The sequence below is a fragment of the Sphingomonas sp. HMP9 genome (genome assembly GCF_013374115.1).
GTDB lineage: Bacteria > Pseudomonadota > Alphaproteobacteria > Sphingomonadales > Sphingomonadaceae > Sphingomonas.
Window position 1 is genome coordinate 1376387 of the sequence record NZ_AP022673.1, and the last position, 25238, is coordinate 1401624.

Annotated in this window: 21 protein-coding genes and 2 pseudogenes; 12 read left to right on the forward strand and 11 right to left on the reverse strand. The window is 63.5% G+C overall.

What is annotated here, in order from left to right; translation table 11 throughout:
* Positions 1-4: 4 nt before the first annotated feature.
* Positions 5-841 carry a subclass B3 metallo-beta-lactamase gene (gene bla / locus HMP09_RS06050; RefSeq protein ID WP_176499620.1) on the reverse strand — a complete coding sequence of 279 codons (837 nt, stop codon included), beginning with the start codon at positions 839-841 and terminating at the stop codon, positions 5-7.
* 139 nt (positions 842-980) lie between these two features.
* Here bla and HMP09_RS06055 point away from each other — a divergent pair, with 139 nt between their 5' ends.
* The 4 genes and pseudogenes from HMP09_RS06055 to HMP09_RS06070 form a co-directional block, all read left to right on the forward strand.
* Positions 981-2249: an IS256 family transposase gene (locus HMP09_RS06055; RefSeq protein ID WP_176498995.1), complete on the forward strand. Its 1269-nt coding sequence runs from the start codon at positions 981-983 to the stop codon at positions 2247-2249.
* A 257-nt stretch (positions 2250-2506) separates the two neighbouring features.
* Positions 2507-2944 (forward strand): thermonuclease family protein, encoded by a 438-nt coding sequence (locus HMP09_RS06060; RefSeq protein WP_197942459.1) that lies wholly within the window; start codon positions 2507-2509, stop codon positions 2942-2944.
* A gap of 247 nt (positions 2945-3191) precedes the next feature.
* Entirely contained in the window at positions 3192-3431 is a 240-nt protein-coding gene (locus HMP09_RS06065; protein WP_176499621.1) for a hypothetical protein, read from the forward strand.
* 228 nt (positions 3432-3659) lie between these two features.
* A pseudogene (locus tag HMP09_RS06070) lies at positions 3660-4313 on the forward strand (ArdC family protein); the annotation flags it as partial.
* A gap of 81 nt (positions 4314-4394) precedes the next feature.
* Here HMP09_RS06070 and HMP09_RS06075 read toward each other — a convergent pair.
* The 3 genes from HMP09_RS06075 to HMP09_RS06085 are packed head-to-tail and all read right to left on the reverse strand — an operon-like array spanning position 4395 to position 7542.
* Positions 4395-5390 carry a tyrosine-type recombinase/integrase gene (locus tag HMP09_RS06075; RefSeq protein WP_176499623.1) on the reverse strand — a complete coding sequence of 332 codons (996 nt, stop codon included), beginning with the start codon at positions 5388-5390 and terminating at the stop codon, positions 4395-4397.
* The gene (locus tag HMP09_RS06080) at positions 5387-6331 is read right to left on the reverse strand and encodes a tyrosine-type recombinase/integrase (RefSeq protein ID WP_176499624.1); all 945 of its coding nucleotides are present in this window, start codon (positions 6329-6331) and stop codon (positions 5387-5389) included. The genes HMP09_RS06075 and HMP09_RS06080 overlap by 4 nt, the downstream gene beginning before the upstream one ends.
* Complete coding sequence (locus tag HMP09_RS06085) at positions 6331-7542, reverse strand: tyrosine-type recombinase/integrase (protein ID WP_176499625.1); 1212 nt, start codon at positions 7540-7542, stop codon at positions 6331-6333. Before HMP09_RS06085 ends, HMP09_RS06080 begins: the two co-directional genes overlap by 1 nt.
* Positions 7543-7669: 127 nt before the next feature.
* Here HMP09_RS06085 and HMP09_RS06090 point away from each other — a divergent pair, with 127 nt between their 5' ends.
* The 8 genes and pseudogenes from HMP09_RS06090 (at position 7670) to istB (HMP09_RS06125) (ending at position 17994) form a co-directional block, all read left to right on the forward strand.
* On the forward strand, positions 7670-8314 hold the full coding sequence (locus tag HMP09_RS06090) for a hypothetical protein (protein ID WP_176499626.1): 645 nt from the start codon (positions 7670-7672) through the stop codon (positions 8312-8314).
* Between the two features lie 5 nt (positions 8315-8319).
* Positions 8320-8757 (forward strand): hypothetical protein, encoded by a 438-nt coding sequence (locus HMP09_RS06095; RefSeq protein WP_176499627.1) that lies wholly within the window; start codon positions 8320-8322, stop codon positions 8755-8757.
* A gap of 215 nt (positions 8758-8972) precedes the next feature.
* A pseudogene (locus tag HMP09_RS18250) lies at positions 8973-9269 on the forward strand (zincin-like metallopeptidase domain-containing protein); the annotation flags it as partial.
* A 119-nt stretch (positions 9270-9388) separates the two neighbouring features.
* Positions 9389-11494 (forward strand): ParB/RepB/Spo0J family partition protein, encoded by a 2106-nt coding sequence (locus HMP09_RS06105; RefSeq protein ID WP_176499628.1) that lies wholly within the window; start codon positions 9389-9391, stop codon positions 11492-11494.
* Between the two features lie 88 nt (positions 11495-11582).
* Entirely contained in the window at positions 11583-11825 is a 243-nt protein-coding gene (locus tag HMP09_RS06110; RefSeq protein ID WP_042441029.1) for a DUF6117 family protein, read from the forward strand.
* 87 nt (positions 11826-11912) lie between these two features.
* On the forward strand, positions 11913-15596 hold the full coding sequence (locus HMP09_RS06115) for a strawberry notch-like NTP hydrolase domain-containing protein (RefSeq protein WP_197942460.1): 3684 nt from the start codon (positions 11913-11915) through the stop codon (positions 15594-15596).
* Between the two features lie 105 nt (positions 15597-15701).
* Positions 15702-17225, forward strand: a complete 1524-nt coding sequence (gene istA, locus HMP09_RS06120; protein ID WP_176499629.1) for an IS21 family transposase — start codon at positions 15702-15704, stop codon at positions 17223-17225.
* Positions 17215-17994, forward strand: a complete 780-nt coding sequence (istB, locus tag HMP09_RS06125; RefSeq protein WP_176499042.1) for an IS21-like element helper ATPase IstB — start codon at positions 17215-17217, stop codon at positions 17992-17994. Before istA (HMP09_RS06120) ends, istB (HMP09_RS06125) begins: the two co-directional genes overlap by 11 nt.
* An 82-nt stretch (positions 17995-18076) precedes the next feature.
* Here the strand turns inward: istB (HMP09_RS06125) and HMP09_RS06130 are convergent, their stop codons facing one another.
* The 7 genes from HMP09_RS06130 to HMP09_RS06160 form a co-directional block, all read right to left on the reverse strand.
* On the reverse strand, positions 18077-18352 hold the full coding sequence (locus HMP09_RS06130) for a tyrosine-type recombinase/integrase (protein WP_443026448.1): 276 nt from the start codon (positions 18350-18352) through the stop codon (positions 18077-18079).
* A gap of 164 nt (positions 18353-18516) precedes the next feature.
* Positions 18517-19257, reverse strand: a complete 741-nt coding sequence (gene istB, locus HMP09_RS06135) for an IS21-like element helper ATPase IstB (RefSeq protein WP_176495471.1) — start codon at positions 19255-19257, stop codon at positions 18517-18519.
* A gap of 13 nt (positions 19258-19270) precedes the next feature.
* On the reverse strand, positions 19271-20797 hold the full coding sequence (gene istA, locus HMP09_RS06140) for an IS21 family transposase (protein WP_176495470.1): 1527 nt from the start codon (positions 20795-20797) through the stop codon (positions 19271-19273).
* A gap of 187 nt (positions 20798-20984) precedes the next feature.
* Entirely contained in the window at positions 20985-21548 is a 564-nt protein-coding gene (locus HMP09_RS06145) for a tyrosine-type recombinase/integrase (RefSeq protein ID WP_443026449.1), read from the reverse strand.
* Positions 21549-21795: 247 nt separating this feature from the next.
* Positions 21796-23352, reverse strand: a complete 1557-nt coding sequence (gene guaA / locus HMP09_RS06150) for a glutamine-hydrolyzing GMP synthase (RefSeq protein ID WP_176499630.1) — start codon at positions 23350-23352, stop codon at positions 21796-21798.
* 164 nt (positions 23353-23516) lie between these two features.
* Positions 23517-23939, reverse strand: a complete 423-nt coding sequence (gene rplQ / locus HMP09_RS06155; protein WP_176499631.1) for a 50S ribosomal protein L17 — start codon at positions 23937-23939, stop codon at positions 23517-23519.
* Between the two features lie 171 nt (positions 23940-24110).
* Positions 24111-25181: a DNA-directed RNA polymerase subunit alpha gene (locus tag HMP09_RS06160; RefSeq protein ID WP_176499632.1), complete on the reverse strand. Its 1071-nt coding sequence runs from the start codon at positions 25179-25181 to the stop codon at positions 24111-24113.
* Between the last annotated feature and the right edge of the window lie 57 nt (positions 25182-25238).

Consider the following 25238-nt stretch of genomic DNA (forward strand, 5'->3'; position numbering starts at 1 on the left):
CGGTTTAGCGTGACTGCTTGGCGAGATCGGTGTCGAACGCGACCTTGGCCTTCGCCACGATCTTCGGGAGCAAGGTCGGATCGACAAACGCGGTCATGTCCCCAGCCGCACGGCGCTTGCCGCGGGCGATCACGTCGGCGAGTTCGGGGTGCGACGGGAGGACGATGTCGGCGTGCAGCGTGCCGAGCATCGCGATGCTGCGGCGATAATCGGCGACGATGCCGGGATAGGCGCGGTTGCCGATCAGGCGATTGCCGGCGACGCTGACGCTGCACGGGAACACGACGTCGAGCGGACGCGGCCTGGCGGGGATCCGCATCGTCCAGGTCGTGCAGCCGGGCGTGTGGCCGGATGTTGCCCGCGCGGTCAGCGTGGTGGTGCCGAGGGTTACCGTCTCGCCATCGCGTACCCCGCGATCGACGGGGACGGGCGGGAAGCGGATGACGCCGTAGTTGGTTTCGCCCGGTGGCACGCCGGTTTCGAGGGCGCGGACGTCGCGCGTGCCGGCGATGACGCGCGCGCCGGTCGCCCGCTTGAGCGCAGCTACGCCGGCGGCATGATCGGCATGGGCGTGGGTAACGAGGATCAGCTTCACGTCGCGCAGGCGGACGCCCGCTGCGGCGATGTTGCGCTCGATCATGCCGGCATTCTCGGCGAGCGTGCCGTCGATCAGGATGGCACCGGCGCTGGTGTTGATGAGGTAGGCCGCGATGCCTTCGCTACCGACATAGGTGATCGGGCCGGCGACGGCGAACGGCGCCTGCGGGCGCGTCCAGGCCGGCGGATCCGCCGCTCCGAGCAGGAGCGGTGCGCCGGCGGCTATCGCCAGCGCACTGGCCAAGGATTTCGCGCGAAGGCTCAGCGATCCTCCCCCGCCAGGGGGGAGCTATGTTGGAAAATGGGTGACGGTGGAGGATTGAAGGCGGCGTATCGAGGCGGGTGATGAGCCTGCCGGAACCTCTCAAGGAGAGCGATACGCCATGACCGATACTACCAACGTCGTTCAATTTCGCCAGCCCGATGATGTCGACGATCCGTTGACCGAGGTGCTGCGTGCCGGAGCTCGCCGGCTGCTTGCGCAGGCGGTGGAACTGGAGGCCGAGGCGTTCCTGGCGGCGCGAGACGACCTGCGACTACCCGATGGACGGTCGCGCCTGGTGCGCCACGGGCACGGGCCAGAGCGTCAGGTCCAGACCGGGATTGGCCCGGTGCCGGTGTCGCGCGTGAAGATCCGTGATCGCGGGGGGGCCGAGGAAGGGGAGCGTGTGCGCTTCTCGTCGGCAATCCTGCCGCGCTGGGCACGGCGGACCAAGAGCCTGGATGCGCTGCTGCCGGTGCTGTATCTGCGCGGGGTTTCGACCGGCGATTTTCAGGAGGCGCTCACGGCGCTCCTTGGCAAGGACGCGCCCAACCTTTCGCCGGCGGTGGTCGGTCGGCTCACCGCTGAATGGCAGGTCGAATACGAGCACTGGCAGGCGCGCGACCTATCGGCCCGCCGCTACGTGTATGTGTGGGCGGACGGCGTCTACCTGCAGGCGCGGATGGAGGATCATTCCGAGTGCATGCTGGTGCTGATCGGCGCCACGCCTGAGGGCAGGAAGGAACTGGTCGGCTTCCAGGTGGGCGTCCGTGAAAGCGCTCAGAGCTGGCGCGAGCTGCTCGTCGAGGTGAAACGGCGCGGCCTCGCAATCGCACCCGAGATCGCGGTGGGCGATGGCGCACTCGGCTTCTGGAAAGCGCTCGACGAAGTCTGGCCCAGCACGCGCCACCAGCGCTGCTGGGTGCACAAGATCGCCAACGTACTGAACAAGGTGCCCAAGTCGGTGCAGCCTGCAATAAAAGCTGACCTGCGCGAGATATATAGCGCGCCTGAGCGCGCAGCGGCGGAGAAGGCGATCGCCGTCTTTGTCGAGAAATATAGCGCGAAATACACCAAGGCCGTCGAATGCCTGACCAAGGATCGCGAGAGGCTGCTCACCTTCTTCGACTTCCCCGCCGAGCACTGGGACCATCTGCGGACGTCGAACCCGATCGAGAGCGTGTTCGCGACCGTGCGCCACAGGACGGTGCGTACCAAGGGCGCGCTGTCACCAAAGACGGCACGCCTCATGGTCTTCAAACTCGTCATCGCCGCGTCCAGGAAATGGCGCCGGCTGAAGGGCGAGAACCAGTTGCCCAAAGTCGTCGCTGGTGTCACATTCCGTGACGGCACCGAAGTCGTCGACGGCCAATCAACCCGCGCCGCCTGATCGCCTCGTCACCCAAATTTCGGCATAGCTCTATGGGAGGGCGAAGGACGCTCATTCCGATACCCTGTCACCTACATCCGCGACGGCAAGGAGGAGAAGCGCAAGTCGCGCGTCGATGATCTCGAGCCCGAAGCGCTGATCACCGGCCACTACAAATTCGGCGCCAACGAACTAAGCATCCACCGCGCCCTGGTTCGTATCGTCGACATGCTGAAGGCCGATTATGGCCTGACGATTCCCGCACCCGAGGATCCCGCATGATTGCGGCGCGCCGTGTGCTGAGCCCACCAGCGTTCATCCTCTGCGCCTTTGCCTTCTCGGTGATGGCGACGCCCGCCCGGGCGGACCCCTGCGAAGGTCGCCTGCCATCTCAGCCGGGGCAGCAGTTTTCGGGAACGGTCCGCTATGTCGGTGACGGCGACGGGCTGTGCGTTGGCAATTCCAGCGATCCAAACACCTGGATCGAAGTGCGCTTGGCGGACTTTGACGCGCCCGAACTTCACTCCCCTGATGGCCGCCTGTCCAAATCGCTCCTCGAGCGGGTTGCGTTCGGTCAGAATGTAACTTGCGAGGCGCGGCGCGGGCGGCGTGGCCGCGTGATCGTTTTCGACCGGGTGATCGCCGTCTGCCGCGTCCATGGCCGCTCGATCGGCGATCTACTCCGCGCGCGGCACGCGCCAGAAGGCGGCAACTGATCGTCGAACCTCGATCAGGAATGGTCTGAGTCCGAGGGGGGAATGCCTTCCCCTGCGGTCGAGCCGAACGTCTCGTCCGACCCCTTCTGCGGGGAGCACCCCGCAACGCCCCCGCGGTGACAACCAATCCTGACGGTGGAATCCATTCGCAGCAACATGCGTTGTCTCTGACCGTCAGAATGAGACTCACGCGACGAAACCCACGCTTCAGGCACATCTGCTCGAACGCGCCGCGAGTTTCCTCGTCATGGCCGATCACGTCGCCGAACCTGAAGCCCGGCTTTGCGGAGAACCGCTTTTACAGAATGTCGGCTATGCGCTCGAACTCGGGCTCAAAGCGCTCCTTGTTGAGCGGGGATGGGACGACGATCGCTGCCGCATCGAGGTGCGGCATGACATCGCCAAGGCCCTCGGCGAAGCCGCGAAGGTCGGATTTGTACCAGCGCATCCCGACCTTGCCGCCCTGATCGCCACTATCAGCCCCTAATACAAGCGGCACGGACTGTCCGAATTGGTGGCCACCGGCGGCTTGGCGATGTCGCCCGATCAGGTCTTGGCCGTGACGCGGAGCCTGCTTGATCAGGTCCGCGTGTCGGTCACTAGGTAGCTGACGGATCCGCCGGCCCACATAAGAGGGAGAGGGCTGCGGCTGTCGCCGTGACGGGTTTTGAAGGTCGAGAGAGGTTTTCTGGCCGGCCCGTCGCGGAGATACGCGATGACACGCCCAGCTTCCAAAGGCCATGCCCGAGTCCAGCGCTCGAACATCTACGACGAGATCACCACCAAGATTATTGCCGAGCTGGAGGCAGGCCGCCTCCCCTGGGTCCAGCCCTGGGGCTCGAGCACGGTATCGGCGCCACTTGCTATGCCGCGGAACGCCGCGACCGATCGTGGCTATTCCGGCATCAACGTCCTGATCCTCTGGGGCGCGGTGGTCCAACATGGCTTCGCCACGCAAGGCTGGCTCACCTTTCGCCAAGCTATGGGGCTGGGCGGCAATGTCCGCAAAGGCGAACACGGCACCACCGTCGTCTATGCCGATCGCTTCATCCCCGATGACGAGCGTCGCCGGGCACAGGACAATGGTGACGATCCAGCCGCCATTCCCTTCCTCAAGCGCTTTACCGTATTCAATGTCGCCCAATGTGAGGGCTTGCCCGACGGGCTATCGGCGCCGCCCCCACCCATTCCCGAAGGTCTGATCGTGCCAGAGGTCGAGGCGCTCATTCGTGCCAGCGGCGCCGACCTGCGTCTGGGCGGAGACAAGGCCTTCTATGCACCGGGTCCCGATTTTATTCAGATCCCCAGGCCCGAGGCCTATTTCGAGCCGATCAACTGGCATCGCACGGCCCTGCATGAGCTGGGGCATTATGCCGCCCGCCGGATTATGCCGCATGGCTGTGCAGAACGGCAGATTCTTGCGGCAGAACCATGCGGCAGGTCGGCATAATCAGAGGGCTTCGAGCCAGGCGAGCAGTTTGTCGTCTGGCCGGAAGCGACCTGGGCGGGTTTCGGGTGTGGCGACGCTGGCCAATGCTTTTTCCTTGAGCCGCATATCGGCATGGATGTAGATTTGCGTCGTCTCGACGGATTCGTGTCCGAGCCAGAGTGCGATGACCGACTGGTCAACGCCATGATGGAGCAGTTCCATCGCCGTGCTGTGGCGCAGGGTATGCGGGCTCACCCGTTTCCCGACCAAACTCGGGCATGAACGCGCGGCGGTCAGGCAGTGCTTGCGGACCAGATGTTCCAAGGCATCGCGAGAGAGCGGATCGCCGCGGATAGACGGGAACAGTGCACCATCATCGTCACCGCGCCGTTCCTTCAACCAGTTGTGCAACGCCTTGGCCGTATCGCGACGAAGCGGTGTGCAACGTTCCTTCCTGCCCTTGCCTAGGCAGCGGATGTGCGCACCGGTGCCCAACTGGACATCCCTGCAGCGCAGCCCGATCAGCTCCGATGCCCGGAGGCCAGTTTGCACGGCTACGAGCAACAGGATGTGATCTCGACGACCAGTCCAGGTCGATCGGTCGGGCGCGGTCAGCAATGCCGTAATCTCCGCCCCATCGAGGAACGTGACCGTCCGCTTAACGTAACGTTTGTCCGGTAGGGTGAGGATCCTTTGACAGTGCAGCAACCACTCGGGTTCGTTCATAGCGACGTAACGGAAGAAGGATCGGATCGCGGCGAGCCGGGTGTTGCGGCTTCGCGCCCCGTTACCTCTCGATGTCTCGATATGGACGAGGAAGTCGCCGATCACCTGTACGTCAAGGTCAGCGATGCCGAGCTTCGTAGGCGATTTCCCCGAACGTGCGCTCGCAAAGCGGATAAGCAATCGGAACGTGTCTCGATATCCCGCGATCGTGTGATGGCTTGCCTCCATCTGGGTGCAAAGGCGGTCAGTGAAGAAGCGCTGGAGCAGCGCCGCGAACGTCATGCTGGTCATGACCGCACCTCCCCATCATGACCGTCGGCGATCCGGGATGACGCGAGTTCCAAGAGTTCCGGAACGGCCTCGATGTACCAATAGGTGTGTTCTGGATTGGAATGGCCAAGCAATGTGGTCAGCTTGAACATCTCGCGTGCGGGATCCTTGCCGGACCTGTACCAGTCGATCATTGTTTGCGCGGCAAAGCTGTGCCGCAGGTCGTGGATACGGGGGCCGTGGCCATGGCGCCCCTCGACCTGAGGCTCGCGCAGGCCGATTCGCTGACAGACCTGTGCAAAGTTATAGCGGGCACCGCAGTCGCCGAGCCGTACTCCGTCGCACTTGACGAAGAACGGAACCGGCGTCCTGCCGAGCAACCGATCCCTTTCCGCAGCAAAGAAGCGCAGCCGCACGGTAGCACTGTCGTGAACGGGAACCAGGCGTTCCTTGCCGAGCTTTCCAAAGCGGATATGGACGATACCGGTATCGAGATCGACGTCGCCGGTGTCGAGGCTCAGCGCTTCATTGATCCGCATGCCCGTCACCGCGATCAGCCCGAACAGGGTCGAGCAGGTCAAGCCACGCATGCCGTATATCGAGGGAAGTCGTGCAGCTTCTTCGACGATGGCGATGATCTGCGCATCGGTGAAGATGTAGGGGTGTGTTCTACAATAACGGTAAGGGATCAGGCCACGGGGTAGCACTTCGTGGGCGGCATCCAGGCCATGCAGCCATTGGCTGAACAGGCGCACCATGATGAAGCGTGCGCCCCACGTCGAACGCCGGGCCTGGCCGAACACCGCCTGCCAGCGCAGGAACAGATCGACGGTGACATGAGTGGCGCCCTGACCATCGGCATATTGTACGAAGCGGCGCAGTACCCGTTCAGCCGTTGCGAGATCATAGCCCAGGCTGCGTCTGACGCTGATATAACGGTCGAGTTCATGAGCGAGAGTCATCACGCTTCTCCCGCCGTCGGCCAAGGCTTCGCAATCGACCGGAGGCCGTCGATATCGAGCTTCGCATAGATCATCGTCGATGCGCGCGACCGGTGCCGCAGCATGTCGCCTATCTCATCAAGGGATGCGCCGTTGCGCACCATGTTTGTCGCCAGGCTGTGGCGCAGGACGTGCGATCCTACGTAAGGACCCGGTGGCGTAACACCGGTCGCGGCGAACGCATCCTTCAGGATATCGTTGATGACCTGGCCATTCTTGAACGGACCGTTCGGCGCCCGCAACGAGACGAACAATGTCCGCGATGCCGATACACGCTCCTGGCGGATATAGCGCGCGACCGCTTCCCCGACGTCCGATGGGATTGGCAGACGATCATGGCGGTGCCCTTTGCCTCGCACCAACAACTCACCGGCTCGCCAGTCGATATCCTCGAGCCGGACGGCGATCACCTCAGGCGCCCGCAGCCCGAGCCTGGCCATCAGCAGAAGCATCGCATGATCGCGCAGCCCATGTTTCGGATTGTCGCGGACACACGCCAGAAGGGCCTCGATCTGCTCCGGCGACAGGAAGCGTGGCAGTCTCGTATCCCAGCGATGGGCGACAGTCGGTACGCTCAGCGCAAGGTTGGTTCCCGTGACACCCCGCTGGAACAGATATTGGAAGAACGTCCTCAAATGCGTGGCGGCGCTCTTGTCGCGATAGGGTGCCTTTCTACCGACCAGATGTTGAAGGAAGGACACCACATCAGTCGGGCTGATCGCCGCCAGATCCGTTTCGCGGTCACTGAACCGGTGGTCGAGGAACCGGTCGGCGAAGCGCCAGCAATGATAGATCGTGCGTGGACTCAATCCCCGTTGCCGTAGCAGATAATCTTCGTAATCGAAGCGCAACGTTTCACGAGCGATCTGCCCCGGTGTCGCGATCGGCGCTGGAACCACTCCGCTCTCGATCAGATGGGTAACGAAGCGCCGCGCGATATTCTGGCACTTGTTCGGTTCGCGCCGCTTGCGCTCGTCGCTGCGGACCAGATCGGCCGCCCGTTCTACCGCTATATCCGCTAACGATATCCCGGCTGCCTCGATCAAGGATACCAGACGGTTCAGCAAGACCCGATAGGTCTTCATCGTTCGTGGCTTGTAATTTTCGGCGGCCAGCCGGACCATGAACGTCCCAATATGGTGGTCGAGTGAAGCGTGGGTGATTTTTGGCATTTGGCGTGCTCCTCGGTGTGGAAACACGATCCGACCCTTGCCGCCGCCCCGGCCGCAAGATTATTGATATGCTGTCGTCGTCCGATCACGGCATGATGATCATGATTTTTGTTCTGCCGGGATGGATATGAAGAAGGCGACCACGACACCGAGCAATAGAAACGCGCAGGCGCTGCTGGAGAAGCACCGGTCTCCGGTGCCGTTCCACGAGGTGCGCACGCGTTTCCTGGGTAATATCGCAACCCCCGCGATGTCCGTCGCGCCATTGCAGGTCATCAAGAATCTATGGGGCGGCGAACTTCCGGCCTTCGACAGTATCGACGAAGTCAACGAACTGCTCGATGCGCTGGTCCAGGGGCTCTGGAACGACCTGACCCGGCATCAGAAGCGCGGTCAGCCGTTTCGACTGACCCGGATGCCCGCGGAGCCAACCGCAGCTAATCTGGGTCGACACGGTCTCGTTCGTATCCAGGAACTGGACGGCTTCATCGAAGGGCTGTTCAATGGCGAGGACGCCATCGATCTCCCCGAGCGGGCACATGAGGCCGTCCGCCATCTTGCCGAACTGCGCGCCATGATGGCAGGGATCTGCGAGCTGGTATCCCGCGACCCTGTGGCCGATGACCGGAACCAACTCGACATAACCTTCAGGCATTTGCGCGAACTGACGCGAATCATGGAGACAGAGATCCACGAGGCGGTGCTATCCTGCACGCGCGCGCGCCGCCAGATGCTGGACGGTATCTTCACCGAGAAGCCGACGGTGCACTGACGCTGATGCAGCCCGAAGACCAACTCCGCGACAAGCTGCGCAAGATCGAAGCCCTCTACGCTGGCGCCAAAACCGCCGGTGAGAAGTCAGCGGCCGGTGCTGCTGCAGAACGCATCAGGCTTAAATTCGCGGATGCCAGCAAGACGGAACGGGTCGAGGAGTTCAAATTCTCGATCCCCGATCCATGGTCCCGCCAGCTCTTCACCGCCTTGTGTCGTCGCTATGGCATCAAGCCCTTCCGCTACACGCGGATGCACCGCCAGACTGTTATCATCCGTGCCCCGGCCAGCTTCGTCCAGATGACGCTTTGGCCCGAGTTCGAAGAACTGAGCGGCGCACTCACCGCGCATCTTCACGAGATCACCACGAAAATCATCCGCGAGGAGGTGCATGAAGCCACTCAGGATGCCGAAGAGATGAACGAACCGCGCCAGCTGGGGTGAGAGCTTTGCGCTCAGGTGCCAATGCTACCCGATCATGAGCGCTGCAAAGCTGTCCGGCAAGAATTCACCTTGGCCGATCGTTACCAAGTCCGTGACGCGACGCCTTTGATTATGCCGGAATGCGGCGTGGTTCTGCCGCAAGAATCTGCCGTTCTGCACAGCTATGCGGCATAATCCGGCGGGCGGCATAATGGACGTTATGCCGATATCGGCATAACGGCCATTGGTCGGGCCATCCCGGACGCCTCGCGCGCGACCTGAGCGGTGGCTTCGGGTCGAAGGCCTATTCGCGCGAGGAGCTCGTCGCCGAAATGACGTCGGCCTTCTGCTGCGCGAGCCTCGGCATCGCGCCGACCGTGCGCCATGCCGATTACATCGGCGCCTGGCTCGACGTCCTGCGCGAGGACAATCGCGCCATCGTGCGCGCGGCGAGCGCGGCCTCCAAAGCGGCGGACTACCTCCTCGCCTTCGCGCCCAGTGCGGCACGGGAGGAGGATCGGCAAGCGGCGTGACCTCGCCCGCTGCGCGCCAGCTCGGCCGGAGTTCAGGAGAGTAAGAGGGTCGAGACGGACTTCGTGACGGGTCAGGGTCGAGAGAGAGGCTCCCGGCCGCCCGTCACGGAGAACATCCCATGACCCAGGCTTCCCAGAAAATCGTCCTGTCCCCCTCGCGGGACATCCCCTTCAACAAGCTCGTGCTGAGCCAGTCCAATGTGCGCCGGATCAAGTCCGGCGTCTCGATCGAAGATCTTGCCGAGGACATTGCACGACGGACCCTGCTCCAAAGCCTCAACGTCCGCGCGGTCGTCGATTCCGAAGGCAATGAAACCGGCATGTTCGAGGTGCCGGCCGGAGGTCGGCGCTATCGTGCGCTCGAACGGCTCGTGAAACAGAAGCGCCTGTCGCGGACAGCACCCGTGCCCTGCGTCATCCGCGAGAGCGCGGACATCTCGGCCGAGGAGGATTCGCTCGCCGAAAACAGTCAACGTGAGCCGCTGCATCCGCTCGACCAGTTTCGTGCCTTCCAGACCCTGCGCGAACAGGGTCAAGGCGACGAGGCAATCGCGGCGCGCTTCTTCGTCACGCCGGCCATCGTTCGCCAGCGCCTCAAGTTGGCGTCCGTATCCGACCGGCTGCTCGCCCTCTACGCCGAGGACGAATTGACCCTGGACCAGCTGATGGCCTTCACCGTCACCAACGACCATGCGCGCCAGGAACAGGTCTGGGAGGCGCTCGCGCGCAACCCCTACAAGGAAGCCTATCAGATCCGGCGCATGTTGACCGAAGGCGCCGTGCGCGCTTCCGATCGACGTGCACGTTTCATCGGCGCGGAGGCTTATGAAGCCGCAGGCGGCGACATCTTACGTGACCTCTTCCAGACCGATGACGGTGGGTGGTTTCAGGATCCGGCGCTTCTCGACCGTCTGGTCTCAGAAAAACTCGCGGCGGCTGCGGAGACCGTCGCCGCCGAAGGCTGGAAGTGGATCAGCGCCGACGTCGGTTTCGATTACGGACACACGCGCGGACTCCGCGTCTTGCCCTCCACCAGCTCGCTGACCGATCAAGAACACGCGACCTACGAGGCGCTCAGCCAGGAGTATGCGGCGCTTGAGGAGACCTACGCCGAGGCCGAGGAGCTGCCCGACGAGGCCGACCAGCGCCTTGGAGAAATCGAGGCCGCGCTCGAAGATCTCCAGAACCGACCGGCGCTGTTCGATCCGGCTGACATCGCGCGGGCGGGCGCCTTTGTCAGCCTCGACAGCTCTGGCAGCCTCAAGACCGAACGCGGGTTTGTGCGACCGGAGGACGAAGCAGAAGCCGAGCCGGATGCCACCCGTGGCGATACGGATGATGTCGTCGAGCCTTCCGAGCCCGATGCCGGCATCCAGCGCGCCGTCATCACGATCGGCGGTGCAGCCCAGCCCGCCGGCGAAATCGACGAGGATGACGACACCATCAAGCCGCTGCCCGAGCGGCTGATGACCGAACTGACTGCGCATCGGACGCTGGCATTGCGCAACGCAGTGGGTGCCGACCCCGCCACGGCCTATCTCGCCGTCCTTCATGCCCTCGCGTTGAAGACGTTCTACCGCTTCAGCACCGCGACGTGCCTGGAGATCGAAGCCAAGCACTCCGCCTTTGGTCACCAGGTGCCTGGCCTCAACGACACAGCGTCGGCGCAGGCGATCACCGCGCGCCATGCGAGCTGGTCGGATCAGCTGCCTCAGGACCCCGGTGCCTTGTGGCAGACGTTGACGACCTTCGATACGGATCGACGCGGGGGACTGTTCGCCCACTGCGTCAGCTTCAGCATCAACGCCGTCCACCAGTCCTGGAACCAGGGCGACAGGATGAAACATGCTGACGCTTTGGCGCAGGTCGTCGATCTCGACATGGTCGCGGCAGGCTGGACCCCGACGGTCGAATCCTACCTCGGCCGCGTCACCAAGCCGCGCATTCTGGAGGCTGTTCGCGACGGCAAGGGTGATCGCGAGGCCCAGCTCATCGAGCACCTCAAGAAGGGCGATATGGCCAAGGAGGCCGAACGGCTGCTGGCCGGTTCAGGCTGGCTGCCGGAGCCGTTGCGCACCGCAACCGATCAACCCGTCTTGCTCGAACCGGACGGATCGGAGCCCGAAGCGCTGCCGGCTTTCCTGACCGCTGACGAGGATGACGAGGCCGGAGCCTCCGACCCCGAGCCGGCTGCAGGGTTTGAGCACGCCATCGCCGCTGAATGAAAATCGCGGGGCGGCGTTCGGCCGCCCCGCTCCATTCCCACCTTTCGGCCCGCCTTCTGCCGGGCCTTTCCTTTGTCAGGAGCTTGCCATGCCGATCCCCGACCATGCCTCCCGCAATTTCCAGACCCTGCTACAGGCCGCCCGCAATGATGATCTGGCCCTGATGGAATGCTTAGACGCCGAGACGCGCGAGCTGCGCTACGTCCTTTGCGCCGTAGGCCGAGACGGCGAAGACTATGTCTTCACGCCGTTCGGCCATCTCGCGCCCGGCAATCCGTTCGACGCCTATCTGCCTCCGGCCGATGGCGGCGGCTTTGCCGAAACAGAGTGAGAGGGGGGCCGGGAGGGGGCGAGCCGGTGCGGTCGAGAGAGAGCGCCGATCGGCTTGCCCTCCTCCTGCTCTCCCGGATGACCCGCCATGACATCAACCGCACTCGCGTCCCCAACGCTCACCGTGACAAGCCGCGCGCCGGCCAATCGCGCCCTGGCGCTCCACCGCGCCGCTCTGGATCTCCTTCCCACCCTGATCGCGGGCACGGCGCTCAATGCCCGCGCCCTTCGCACCACTATGGAGGCAGCGTTTGGCGGATCGGACGCCCAAGGGCTGTGGACCTGGAAGGACGCTTATGAGGCGTGCGAAGCGGCGCAGATCGCGTTCCTGCACCGATTTGGACCGGCGCTGTGCGGCCGTCCGGCCAGTTCGCAGCTTGCCGTGGTCAGCAAGATTGCCGGCCTGCTCCCCACCCACACCCGACGCTCAATCGAAAGCGAGGCGCTCCAGCAATTCTCGACGCCCTTGCCCCTTGCATGGGTCGCGGCACGCGCAGCCATGATCACGCGGGGTGATCTTGTTCTGGAGCCATCAGCCGGGACCGGATTGCTTGCCATCTTCGCTGAGCTTGCTGGTGCCGAAGTGGCGCTTAATGAATTGGGCGAAACCCGCGCTGACCTTCTCGGTCATCTCTTTTCGACCACGGTCGTCACCCGGTTTGACGCCGCCCACATCCATGACCATCTCGACGCCGGGCTGCTCCCGAGCGTCGTCCTCATGAATCCGCCCTTCTCGGTCGCCGCGCAGGTCGAAGGCCGCGTCGCCGACGCGGCCCTCCGGCACATCAACTCCGCCCTGGCCCGTCTCGCCGAAGGCGGTCGCCTGGTCGCCATCACTGGGGCGAGCCTGTCCCCCTACGATGCAGCATGGCGCGATGCGTTTATCGACCTTCAGGCGCGGGGCCGAATCGTCTTCTCCGCCGCGATCGACGGCCGTGTCTATGCTCGGCATGGTACAACGACCGAAACGCGCCTGACCGTGATCGACCGTCTCCCGGCCGATGACCCATCATGCTTCCCCGTCACACCCGGCATGGCGTCCAGTACGACCGAGCTTCTGGCCTGGGTCGACAATGCGATTCCCGCGCGCCTGCCCATGAGCGCCGCTTTTACGCCGAGCCGCGTCTCCGCAAAGCCGGCTATGCGGAAATCCGTTGCGTCACCTGCACGATCTGCGTCGCAATCGATCGACCCCGCCGCCGTGCCGCTGCGCTATTCCGTGGTGGACTGGTCCCAACCCGCAGCCGATCGGATCACCGAGGCTCTCTATGAAGGCTACGGACTGCAATCAGTGGCCATCGATGGAGCTTGCCCCCATCCGACGCCGCTCGTGCAGTCCGCGTCCATGGCTTCTGTTTGCCCACCGAAGCCGAGCTATGTTCCGCTTCTGCCTGAGGACCTGGTCGAAGCCGGCCTTCTATCCGATGCCCAGCTTGAAACCGTCATCTATGCGGGCGAAGCCCATGATGGCCAGTTGGCAGGCGCCTGGACAGTCGATGCAACCTTCGACCAGATCAGTGCCGCGCCTGAAAATGCCAACGGCATGGTCCGATTTCGCCGAGGCTTCATGCTCGGCGATGGGACGGGCGCGGGCAAGGGCCGCCAAGTCGCCGGCGTCATTCTCGACAATTGGCTAAAGGGCCGTCGACGCGCGCTGTGGGTCTCGAAATCCGACGCGCTCCTTGAGGACGCCCAGCGCGACTGGTCGGCCCTCGGCCAGGAACGGCTGTTGGTGACGCCGCTCTCCCGCTTTCGCCAAGGTGCGCCCATCCGACTGGAGGAAGGCATCCTTTTTACCACCTATGCCACGCTACGGTCCGACGAACGCGAGGGGAAGGTTTCACGCGTCCGACAAATCGTCGACTGGTTGGGCTCCGATTTCGACGGGGTCATCGTGTTCGACGAATCCCACGCCATGCAGAATGCCGCAGGCGGCAAGGGCGAACGCGGCGAGCAGGCCGCGTCGCAGCAGGGCAAGGCTGGCTTACGCCTGCAACATGCGCTTCCCGATGCCCGCGTACTCTACGTCTCGGCGACCGGCGCGACGACGGTTCACAACCTCGCTTATGCCCAACGGCTCGGCCTGTGGGGTGGCGACGACTTCCCGTTCGCCAGCCGCGCCGAGTTCGTGCAGGCAATCGAGGCCGGCGGCGTCGCCGCGATGGAAGTGCTCGCCCGCGACCTCAAGGCGCTCGGCCTCTATGCCGCTCGCTCGCTGTCCTACGAAGGGGTCGAATATGAGATCGTCGAACACCGGCTGACAGCCGAGCAAACCGGCATCTATGACGCCTACGCCGGCGCGTTCGAGATCATTCACAACAATCTGTCGGCCGCGCTTGAAGCCTCCAACATCACAGGTGCTGGGCCGGATGGTGGAACCAAGACGCTGAACGCTCAGGCCAAGTCCGCAGCGCGGTCTGCCTTTGAGAGCGCCAAGCAGCGATTCTTCAATCACCTGATTACCGCCATGAAGACCCCGACGCTGATCGCGGCGATCGACCGTGACCTTGCCGAAGGTCACGCCTGCGTCGTCCAGATCGTCTCCACAGGCGAAGCCTTGCTCGAACGGAGACTCGCCGACATTCCGACCGAAGAATGGGGCGATATCGCCGTCGACATCACCCCGCGCGAATATGTCCTGGACTATCTGGCGCACTCGTTCCCAACCCAGCTCTTCGAACCCTATACCGATGGCGAGGGTAACCTGTGCTCGCGGCCGGTGATGCGCGATGGCCAGCCCGTGCAATGCCGCGATGCGCTCGAACGCCGCGATCGTCTCATCGAGCATCTCGGCGCACTGGCTCCGGTGCAAGGCGCGCTCGATCAGATCGTCCAGCGGTTCGGCACCGAGCAGGTCGCCGAAGTCACCGGACGGTCCCGCCGCGTCGTCGCCCGCATCGGCGCGGACGGCGAACGGCGTCTGTGCGTGGAAAATCGTGCGGGCAGCGCCAACCTGGCGGAGACCGCTGCGTTTCAGGACGATGACAAGCGCGTCCTCGTGTTCTCCGACGCGGGTGGCACGGGCCGGAGCTATCATGCCGACCTTGGCGCCAGGAACAGGCGGCTGCGCATTCACTATTTGCTCGAGGCAGGCTGGAAGGCGGACACGGCCATCCAGGGGCTCGGGCGCACCAATCGCACCCACCAGGTTCAGCCGCCCATCTTCAGGCCGATCTCGACCGACGTGAAAGCGGAAAAGCGGTTTCTATCGACCATTGCGCGCCGGCTCGACACGTTGGGCGCGATTACCAAAGGACAGCGGCAGACCGGCGGACAGGGTCTGTTCCGTGCCGAAGACAACCTCGAAAGCGCCTATGCCAAAGCGGCTTTGCGCCAGCTCTACACACTGCTCCTGCTCGGCAAGGTGCCGGGCTGTACGCTGCAACGGTTCGAGGACGCCACGGCCCTCAAACTAACCGATCGCGACGGCACCCTGCGCGAGGAACTGCCGCCAATCACGCAATTTCTCAACCGGATGCTGGCACTGACCATCGACCTGCAAGGCACAATCTTCGACGTGTTCGAAGGTTTGCTCCGCGCCAAGATCGAAGGTGCGATCGCCGCCGGCGTCTATGATCGCGGCGTCGAGACCATCACGGCGCACTCGCTCCGCGTCACCGAGCGCCGCACGCTTTATACCCACCCTGCGACAGGCGCCGAGACCCAGGTCTTTACGGTCGTCGAGCGAAACCCGACCCGGCCGATTTCACTTGCCGAAGCGGTTGAGCGCGGTGCCGACCGCGACTGCCGCTTGTTGATCAACCACTGTTGATTTCCACTGAGAGCTGACCCGGAGAAGGCATAAATTTCCACCGAGAAGTGACCCGTGTCTCAACCTCACCCCGGCAGGCTGTCGGGGGATCAAGGAGTGATAGACATGGCGTTACTGAGCGTGATCCGGCGCTGGGCATTCCGGGACGGGATGTCGATCAGGGAGATAACCCGACGTACGGGGCTGTCGCGTAACACGATCCGCAAATACCTGCGGTCGGACGCGGTGGAGCCGAAGTTCGAAGTGGTCGACCGGCCGAGCAAGTTGGATCCGTTCGCCGACCGGCTATCGGGATGGTTGAAGACGGAAGCTGGCAAATCGCGCAAGCAACGGCGTACGGGCAAGCAGATCCATACCGACCTGGTCGTGCTGGGCTATGACGGGTCCTACAGTCGGGTAGCGGCCTTCATCCGGGCGTGGAAGGCCGACCGTCAGGTCCAGGAGCAGACGACGGGCCGGGGCACGTTCGTGCCGCTGGTGTTCATGCCCGGCGAAGCCTTTCAATTCGACTGGAGCGAGGACTGGGCCATCCTGGGCGGCGAACGGGTGAAGCTGCAGGCAGCGCACACCAAGCTGTCGCACAGCCGGGCGTTCATCGTGCGAGCGTATCCGCTCCAGACCCACGAGATGCTGTTCGATGCGCACCAGCATGCCTTTCGGGTGCTGGGCGGAGTGCCGCGGCGCGGGATCTACGACAACATGAAGACCGCGGTCGACCGTATCGGCACGGGCAAGGCGCGGCAGGTCAACGCGCGGTTCGCGGCGATGGCGAGCCACTATTTGTTCGAACCCGAATTCTGCAATCCGGCATCGGGCTGGGAGAAAGGTCAGGTTGAGAAGAACGTCCAGGATGCGCGTCGCCGGCTGTGGCAGCGACTGCCCGAACTTTCCGACATTGCTGCGCTCAACGCATGGCTGGAAGAGCAGTGTATCGCACAGTGGGCACAGATTCCGCACGGCAACCTTCCCGGCACCGTTGCCGAGGTATGGGCGCAAGAAGTGGCGGACCTGATGAAACCGGGGCGCCCGTTTGATGGCTTCGTCGAACATACCAAGCGGGTATCGCCGACCTGCCTCGTGCATTTCGACCGCAACCGTTACAGCGTCCCGGCTTCCTTCGCGAACCGGCCGGTGAGCCTGCGGATCTACCCTGAGCGCATCGTCGTGGTCGCGGAAGGGCGCAGGGTGTGCGAGCACGCCCGGGTGATCGACCGGGCGCACAGCTCGCCAGGACGGACTATCTACGACTGGCGCCATTATCTGGCGGTGGTTCAGCGCAAGCCGGGTGCCATGCGAAATGGTGCGCCCTTTACCGAATTGCCCGACGCCTTTCGGAAATTGCGCGAGCGATTGCTCAAGCACGCGGGCGGCGACCGGGAGATGGTCGATATCCTGGCACTGGTGCTCCAGCACGACGAACAAGCGGTGCTGTGCGCGGTCGAACTAGCGCTCGAGGCCGGCGTCGCCACTAAAACCCACATTCTCAACATCCTGCATCGGCTGGTCGACGGCAAGACCGCCAGCGTCACGCCCATCGATGCCCCACAGGCGCTCGTCCTGCGACGTGAACCCCAAGCCGATGTCGGCCGCTACGACACGCTTATGAAGGAGGTGCGCCATGCGTCATGATCCCGCCAGCGCCGCGGTCGTTGTCATGCTGCGCGATCTTCGCATGTACGGCATGGCCCAGGCCGTAGGCGACCTCATCGAACAAGGCGCGCCTGCCTTCGATGCGGCCGTTCCCATCCTGTCTCAGCTGCTCAAGGCCGAGATGGCGGAGCGCGAAGTCAGATCCATCGCCTACCAGATCAAGGCTGCAAAGCTGCCGGCGTACAAGGATCTGACCGGCTTCGATTTTACCTCCGCCGAAGTCGACGAGACCATGGTTCGCCAACTCCATCAGGGCGATTTCATCGACGGCGCCGATAACGTCGTCCTGATTGGTGGCCCCGGCACCGGCAAGACGCACATCGCTACCGCGCTCGCTGTGCAGGCCATCGAGCACCGGCGCCGGAAGGTCCGGTTTTTTGCCACCGTCGACCTGGTCAACGCGCTCGAGCAGGAGAAAGCCATGAACAAGGCCGGGCAGCTCGCCGAGCGCCTGCTTCGCCTCGATCTCGTCGTCCTCGACGAGCTGGGCTACCTGCCGTTCAGTTCCTCGGGCGGCGCCATGCTGTTCCACCTGCTCAGCAAACTCTACGAGCAGACCAGCGTCATCATCACCACGAACCTCAGCTTCAGCGAATGGGCCGGCGTCTTCGGCGACGCCAAGATGACAACCGCGCTCCTCGACCGCCTTACCCACCATTGCCACATCGTCGAGACCGGCAACGACAGCTTCCGGTTCCGCGTCCGGTCCGAGGCCGACAAACCGAAAAAGGACAAAGCCTCACCTTGACCCGCAACCCCGCGGGCATGACATGAACCCTTCGACGCGGGTCACTTCTCGATGAAAACTCCGGGTCAACTCTCAGTGAAAATCAACAGTTATGCGCCTTGGATCGCTTCATGCGCTCCTTGGGGATCGTCCACACGGCGTTCTCGAAGTCGACCTCGTCCCAGACCGCATCCTGCAGCTCGCTCTTGCGCACCATTGTCAGCAGGAAGAGGCGCATCCCGAGTCGGATCGTTGGCAGCGTCGCCACATGGTCGAGCTGCTTGAGCATCACGCGAATTTCTGTCGGCGACAGCGAACGGTCCTTTGGAACGAACGTCGCGATCGAGGCGGGTCCGACATCGTCGGCCGGATTGGCCACCTTCTCGCCGTGCAAGATCGCAAACCCGTAGATCTGCTTGCTGATTCCGACGAAGTCGCCCCCCGTTTCCGAGATGATCGCGCCCCCTGATTCCGAGATGATGTCGCCCCCCGGAAGCGGGGCCTTGTCGGCAATGATCGTTGTTGTTTCGTTCGGTGCTTACGTCAAGCGATCTGGCTGGTTTTCGCACGCCGCATGCTATCGCCATCGAGGTCGAGCCGATGGGCGTTGTGGACGAGGCGATCGAGGATCGCGTCGGCATAGGTCGGATCCGCGATCACCTGATGCCAACTGGCGATGGGCAGCTGGCTGGTAACGATCGTCGAGCGCCGCCCGTAGCGTTCTTCGAGGATCTCGAGCAGATCGTGGCGCGCGAGTGCGTCGAGCGGCTCCAGGCCCCAGTCGTCGAGGATGAGTAGCTGCACGCCGCCGAGCTTTCGCAGCAAGCGTTCGTGACGACCATCCCCGCGGGCAAGCGCGAGGCTGGTGAACAGCTTGGGGACGCGCTGATAGAGCACCGAGCGATCGTCGCGGCAGGCCTTGTGACCAAGCGCGCAGGCAAGCCAGCTCTTACCGACCCCGGTGGGTCCGGTGATGACCAGATTGTCGTGTGCGGCGATCCAGTCGCCGACCACGAGCTTCACGACCAGCGCGCGGTCGAGCCCGCGGGGTTTGCGATAATCGATGTCCTCGGGCGAGGCCTGATGGCGCAGCTTGGCGAACCGCAGCCTGGCGGCAAGCTTGCGATCGTGGCGGACACCCCATTCGCGGTCGAGGAGGAGTGCCAGCCATTCGGGATGGGTAAGCCGATCCGCTTCGGCATTGGTGGCAAGTTCGTCAAACGCCCTGGCCATACCGGCCAGGCCCATTTCGTTCAGCCGATCAAGGGTCGGATGTGCGAGCATCGTCGTGTTCCTTTCAGTGATAATAGCGTGAGCCCCGGATGTTGGGATGATCGACCGGCGGGCTCTCAACCGGAGGCGATGACGGGATCTGGTCGAGGTTCTTGTCGAGGATCGATCTGACCGAGCCGTAGGTGAGCGCACCGATATCGAGCGCGCGCGAACAAGCCGCTTCGATCCGCTTGGCACCGAAGCTGCGCGTCATGCGCATGATGCCCATACAGGCCCGGAAGCCCTGCTCGGGATGGCGCCGTTCGACGAGGATCTTCTCGCACAGCAATGCCGTACATGGCCCGATCGCGGTCGCATCGCGCGCGATCCGCTCCACGGTCCAGTCGGCAAAGCGCCGGTGCGACGAGGGCATATGCTCCGGGATCGTGGTATGGCGGCCATTGCCCGAGCCGCGCATGTGCGCGGCGATCCGCTCGCCCTTGTGGAACAGCTCGATGGTCGCCGCGGTGATCCGCGCTTCGATCGGCTCGCGTGCGAAGCGGTATGGGACGGAGTAATAATGCCGCTCGATCTCGACGTGATAATCGAGTCCCGCGCGCCTGCGCCGCCATTCGGCGTAGACATAGGGCTCGGCTGGCAGCGGCTTCAGCGCGGGCCGGTCGATCTCTTCGAACAACTGACGACGCGTCTGCCCAACCCGGCGCAGCACGCGCCGATCGTTCAGCTCGGCAAGCAACCCGGCGATCGCGGCGTTCAGTTCGGCCAGGCTGTAGAAGATCCGACGCCGAAGGCGTCCGAACAGCCAGCGCTCGACGATCAGCACGGCAGCTTCTACCTTTGCCTTATCGCGCGGGCGGCGCGGCCGCGTCGGCAGCACCGTGCTGTCGTAATGCGCCGCCATCTCGGCATAGCTGCGGTTGACCTGCGGATCGTAAAGACAAGCCTTGATCACCGCGACCTTCGCATTGTCGGGCACGAACAGCGCCGGCGCACCGCCGAACATTGCGAGCGCGCGCGTGTGCGCCGCCAGCCAGTCGGGCAGCGTCTCGGTCCAGCTTCCCTCGGCATAGGTCAGGCTGGACGCCCCCAGCACCGCCACGAAGATATGCGCGTCACGCACTTCGCCCGTCAGTCGGTCGATCACCACCGCGATCTTGTCGCCCGCATAATCGACGAACAGCTTGTCACCCGGCGCATGGTTCTGCCGCATCGTAACCGGCAGCTTCATCGCCCAGCCGCGATACAGGTCGCAGAATCGGCTGTAGCGATAGCCGGTCGGATGCTCGGCGATATACTCGTCCCACAACACCTGCAGCGTGACATGTTTGCGCTTCAGCTCGCGATGAACTTGCGCCCAGTCGGGTTCGGGACAGCGGCGGTGGCCGGTCTTCTTGCCCGCATCGCGGTAAAGTGATGCCTCCAGCGCAGCATCGCCGAGCGTCTCGTCCAGCGGCCATCTCAGTCCCGCATCCGCGACACGCTTCAAGGTCGCCCGCACCGTCGAGGGCACCGCACCCACGCGCAGCGATATCGCCTTGTATCCCAGCTCCTGTTCGAACCGGTATCTCATCATCTCGCGGACACGTCGCATACTCACCCTTCCCGCCGGCATCATTCACTCCTTCGGACAGACCCAAAGGAGCGACGATAACCCTGCCGGCGATCCCGGTCCGACCCACCCCGCAAGGGGGCGACATCATCTCGGAATCCGGGGGCGACTATTTCTCGGAATCAGGGGGCGGCATTATTTCGGAATGAGGGGGCGGCTTGCCTCGGAATCAGCAGATCTGCTTAAGGATGTCGCGGACATGGATCGCAGTCGCCGGAGCGCCGCGATCGACGATCTTACCGCAGTGGGCGCGCAGGTCATCCGGCGTAATTTCTGTCAGCAGCCGATTCTTCCAGACTGGGAGAAGCTCTCGTTCGAAGATCGAACGCCGCATCGCGCGGGTGCTGTCCGCCATCGGTGCCTTCACCAACCAGCGCTCACCAAATTCACCGAAGCTCTTCGCCTCCTTGATCCGGCGTTTGTCGCGTTGCTTTTCCTGGGCCGGGGACCTGCCTTCAAAGACTGCACGCTTGGCGTCGATCGTCGCTTCACGGGCTCGCGCGAGCGACAAGCCGGAGGGACCGTACTTCCCGAGCGTCAGCGTCTCACGCCGCCCATGCAGCCGGTAGTCCAGCCGAAACGTCAATGTCCCCGAGGTTGAGACTTGAACATAAAGGCCGTCACGGTCCGTGACCTTGTAGGCTTTTTCCCGTGGTTTCAGGTTCTTAAGGGCAACATCGGTGAGCATACCGACCTCCTCTACGCAAAATACCGTCAGGCGATTTTCGGCCATTTTCACCGACATTATCGCTTGATTTACAATGGGTTAGTGCGGAAAAAATACCGTCACTGGCTTCAATACCTCTGACGGTATCGCCAGATTAGGCCAAGTGCAAGTTTGCCGGATACCGTCACGCATGACGCCAGGGCCAACCGCTGCTCCGCGATTGACCCCGATAGATAACGTAAGATAATCTTTTTATTTCAGTGCCTTGATGCAGCAATGCCGATTGATCGCGATAGCCAAAAATAGCCCCGAATCATTCCCACTCGATCGTGCCGGGCGGCTTCGACGTATAGTCGTACGTCACCCGGTTGATGCCCTTCACCTCGTTGATGATCCGGGTCGCGACGCGCGGCAGGAAGTCGCCGGGGAACTGGAACGCCTGCGCGGTCATGCCGTCGGTCGAGGTGACGGCGCGCAGCGCCAGCACGTTGTCATAGGTGCGGCCATCGCCCATCACGCCGACGCTGCGCACCGGAAGAAGCACCGCGAACGCCTGCCAGATCGTGTCGTACAGCCCCGCCGCGCGGATCTCCTCGAGATAGATCGCGTCGGCTTTCCGCAGGATGTCGCAACGTTCCTTGGTGACCTCGCCGGGAATGCGGATCGCGAGGCCAGGCCCTGGGAACGGGTGACGGCCGACGAAGATCTCGGGGAGCCCCAGCTCACGACCCAGCACGCGGACCTCGTCCTTGAACAGCTCGCGCAACGGCTCGACGAGCTTCATGTTCATGCGCTCGGGCAGACCACCGACATTGTGGTGGCTCTTGATCGTCACCGACGGACCGCCAGTGAAGCTGACGCTCTCGATCACGTCGGGATATAGCGTCCCCTGCGCGAGAAACTCCGCACCGCCGAGCTTCTTCGCCTCGGTATCGAACACGTCGATGAAGGTCTTGCCGATGAACTTGCGCTTCAGCTCGGGGTCGGTGATCCCGGCGAGGCCGCTCAGGAAAAGCTCCTCAACGTTCACGTGGATCAGCGGGATATTATAGGCGCCGCGGAAGAGGCTGACGACCTGCTCGCTCTCGCCCGCACGCATCAGGCCGTGATCGACATAGACGCAGGTGAGCTGCTCGCCGATCGCCTCGTGGATCAGCACCGCGGCCACCGCCGAATCGACGCCGCCCGACAGGCCGCAGATCACGCGGCCCTTTCCGACCTGAGCGCGGATTTCAGCGATCTTGGTTTCGCGGAACTCCGCCATCGTCCAGTCGCCGCTGAGCCCGCAGACGTGGCGCGCGAAGTTCGCGATCAGCTTTCCGCCGTCGGGGGTGTGGACGACCTCGGGGTGGAACTGCACGCCGTAGAAGCGCCGCGCCTCGTCGGCGACGATCGCATAGGGCGCGCCAGTCGAGGTCGCGACAGGGGTGAAGCCCGGCGGGATCGCGTCGACCTTGTCGCCGTGGCTCATCCAGACCTGATGGCGCTCGCCCTCCGCCCAGAGGCCGTCGAACAGCGCGCACGCCGACTTGACCTCGATGAACGCGCTGCCGAACTCGCCGCCATCGCCCGAGACGATGACGTTGCCGCCGAGCTGCGCGGACATGACCTGCTGACCGTAACAGATGCCGAGGATCGGTATGCCCGCCTCGAAGAAGCGCTGCGGCACGCGTGGGGAATTCTCCGCGGTGACCGAGGCGGGACCACCCGAGAGGATAATACCCTTTGGCTGCATCCGGTCGAACGCGGCCTCGGCCGACTGGAAGGGGGCGATCTCGCTATAGACGCCGGCCTCGCGCACGCGGCGGGCGATCAGCTGGGTTACCTGGCTGCCGAAATCGACGATGAGAATGCTGTCTGGGTGCTCCATGTCGGGCGCATAGCCGGATGGGACCCGTAACGAAAGAGGCCGCGCCTCCCGGATGGGAAACGCGGCCTTTTTAGTGTCACCCGTTTTCCTGCGAACGCAGGAACCCAGGGTAACGGACGATAGCGCTTGTGATCCTAGGCTCCTGCGTTCGCAGGAGAACAGGCTCAGGCCGCTTCGTTGTAATCCTCGTCCGACATCGCCGGACCCGAATCCTGGCCCTTCGCCGAGACGTCGCGGTCGACGAACTCGATGACGGCCATCGGCGAGGCGTCCGACATGCGGATGCCAGCCTTGATGACGCGGGTGTAACCGCCGTTGCGATCCGCATACCGGGTCGCCAGAACGTCGAACAGCTTGATCAGCTGTGCGTCGTCGAGCAACCGGCCGTGCGCGAGACGACGGTTGGACAGGCCACCCTTCTTCGCGAGCGTGATCAGCTTCTCGATGTAGGGACGCAGTTCCTTCGCCTTGGCGACGGTGGTGGTGATCTGCTCGTGCTTGATGAGCGCGGCGCTCATGTTGCGGAACAGAGCAAGACGGTGGGCCGAGGTCCGCTGAAGCTTACGGCCGCCTACGCGATGGCGCATGTTTAATACCTTTTCGTTCGTTCAGGGGCCGTATGAGGTACCCGGGAGCTGGTGGGGACGGTGGCCCACCCGAATATCCGTCATCCCAGCGAAAGCTGGGATCCAGGGTAAAACACGTTCCGTCCGTAACTCTGGATCCTGACTTTCGTCAGGATGACGGACGGGAGTGCCTTACCCCATTATCTCTTGCTCGAGCTTCTTGGCCATCTCTTCGATGTTCTCAGGTGGCCAGCCCGGGATTTCCATACCCAGGCGAAGACCCATCGACGACAACACTTCCTTGATTTCGTTCAAGGATTTGCGACCGAAGTTAGGCGTACGCAGCATCTCGGCCTCGGTCTTGCCGACCAGATCGCCGATATAGATGATGTTGTCGTTCTTGAGGCAGTTCGCCGAACGCACCGACAGCTCCAACTCGTCTACCTTCTTGAGAAGGTACCGGTTGATCTGCTGGGTGTCGCCAGCCGGCTCCGCACCACCGGCAGCGGGTGCTGCCTGGCCGATCGGGGCCGACGAACGCGTCACCGACGAATCGTCGAAGTGGACGAACAGCGCGAGCTGGTCCTGGAGGATGCGACCGGCATAGCCGACTGCGTCTTCCGGGGTGATCGTGCCGTCGGTTTCGATCGTCAGCGTCAGCTTGTCGTAATCCAGGTCCTGACCGACGCGGGTCGGGTCGACCTTGTACGATACCTGCCGCACCGGCGAGTACAGCGCATCGACCGGGATCAGACCGATCGGCGCATCGGCCGGACGGTTGGCGGCTGCGGGGACATAGCCCTTACCGATGTCGGCGGTCAGCTCCATGTTGAGCGTCGCACCCTCATCGAGGTGGCAGATCACGAGATCCTTGTTCATGATCTCGATGTCGCCCGAGACGGCGATGTCGCCGGCCTTGACTTCACCCGGACCCGTTGCCGAGAGCTGGAGGCGCTTGGGCCCCTCGCCCTGCATGCGGATCGCGATCTGCTTCACGTTGAGGACGATGTCGGTCACGTCCTCGCGGACGCCTGCCAGAGACGAGAACTCATGCAGCACGTTCTCGATCTTGATCGAGGTGACGGCCGCGCCCTGCAGCGACGAGAGCAACACGCGGCGCAGCGCGTTGCCGAGCGTCAGGCCGAAGCCCCGCTCGAGCGGCTCGGCGATGAAAGTCGCCTTGCGCTTGGTGTCGCCACCAGCCTTTTTCTCCAGGCCGCTGGGCTTCTTGAGTTCCTGCCAGTTCTTTGCGTTGACAGACACATGCTTCCCCTAATTTGGGGGCCGGCGAACGGGTGTGTCCGCCGACCAATAAAATAC

What these genes read in the sequence shown, in the direction of transcription:
- HMP09_RS06055 (WP_176498995.1), top strand. Translation starts at nt 981, where the DNA reads ATGACCGATACTACCAACGTCGTTCAATTTCGCCAGCCCGATGATGTC.
- HMP09_RS06060 (WP_197942459.1), top strand. Translation starts at nt 2,507, where the DNA reads ATGATTGCGGCGCGCCGTGTGCTGAGCCCACCAGCGTTCATCCTCTGC.
- HMP09_RS06065 (WP_176499621.1), top strand. Translation starts at nt 3,192, where the DNA reads ATGGCCGATCACGTCGCCGAACCTGAAGCCCGGCTTTGCGGAGAACCG.
- HMP09_RS06075 (WP_176499623.1), bottom strand. Translation starts at nt 5,390, where the DNA reads ATGACCAGCATGACGTTCGCGGCGCTGCTCCAGCGCTTCTTCACTGAC.
- HMP09_RS06080 (WP_176499624.1), bottom strand. Translation starts at nt 6,331, where the DNA reads ATGACTCTCGCTCATGAACTCGACCGTTATATCAGCGTCAGACGCAGC.
- HMP09_RS06085 (WP_176499625.1), bottom strand. Translation starts at nt 7,542, where the DNA reads ATGCCAAAAATCACCCACGCTTCACTCGACCACCATATTGGGACGTTC.
- HMP09_RS06090 (WP_176499626.1), top strand. Translation starts at nt 7,670, where the DNA reads ATGAAGAAGGCGACCACGACACCGAGCAATAGAAACGCGCAGGCGCTG.
- HMP09_RS06095 (WP_176499627.1), top strand. Translation starts at nt 8,320, where the DNA reads ATGCAGCCCGAAGACCAACTCCGCGACAAGCTGCGCAAGATCGAAGCC.
- HMP09_RS06105 (WP_176499628.1), top strand. Translation starts at nt 9,389, where the DNA reads ATGACCCAGGCTTCCCAGAAAATCGTCCTGTCCCCCTCGCGGGACATC.
- HMP09_RS06110 (WP_042441029.1), top strand. Translation starts at nt 11,583, where the DNA reads ATGCCGATCCCCGACCATGCCTCCCGCAATTTCCAGACCCTGCTACAG.
- HMP09_RS06115 (WP_197942460.1), top strand. Translation starts at nt 11,913, where the DNA reads ATGACATCAACCGCACTCGCGTCCCCAACGCTCACCGTGACAAGCCGC.
- istA (WP_176499629.1), top strand. Translation starts at nt 15,702, where the DNA reads ATGGCGTTACTGAGCGTGATCCGGCGCTGGGCATTCCGGGACGGGATG.
- istB (WP_176499042.1), top strand. Translation starts at nt 17,215, where the DNA reads ATGCGTCATGATCCCGCCAGCGCCGCGGTCGTTGTCATGCTGCGCGAT.
- istB (WP_176495471.1), bottom strand. Translation starts at nt 19,257, where the DNA reads ATGCTCGCACATCCGACCCTTGATCGGCTGAACGAAATGGGCCTGGCC.
- istA (WP_176495470.1), bottom strand. Translation starts at nt 20,797, where the DNA reads ATGCGACGTGTCCGCGAGATGATGAGATACCGGTTCGAACAGGAGCTG.
- HMP09_RS06145 (WP_443026449.1), bottom strand. Translation starts at nt 21,548, where the DNA reads ATGGCCGAAAATCGCCTGACGGTATTTTGCGTAGAGGAGGTCGGTATG.
- guaA (WP_176499630.1), bottom strand. Translation starts at nt 23,352, where the DNA reads ATGGAGCACCCAGACAGCATTCTCATCGTCGATTTCGGCAGCCAGGTA.
- rplQ (WP_176499631.1), bottom strand. Translation starts at nt 23,939, where the DNA reads ATGCGCCATCGCGTAGGCGGCCGTAAGCTTCAGCGGACCTCGGCCCAC.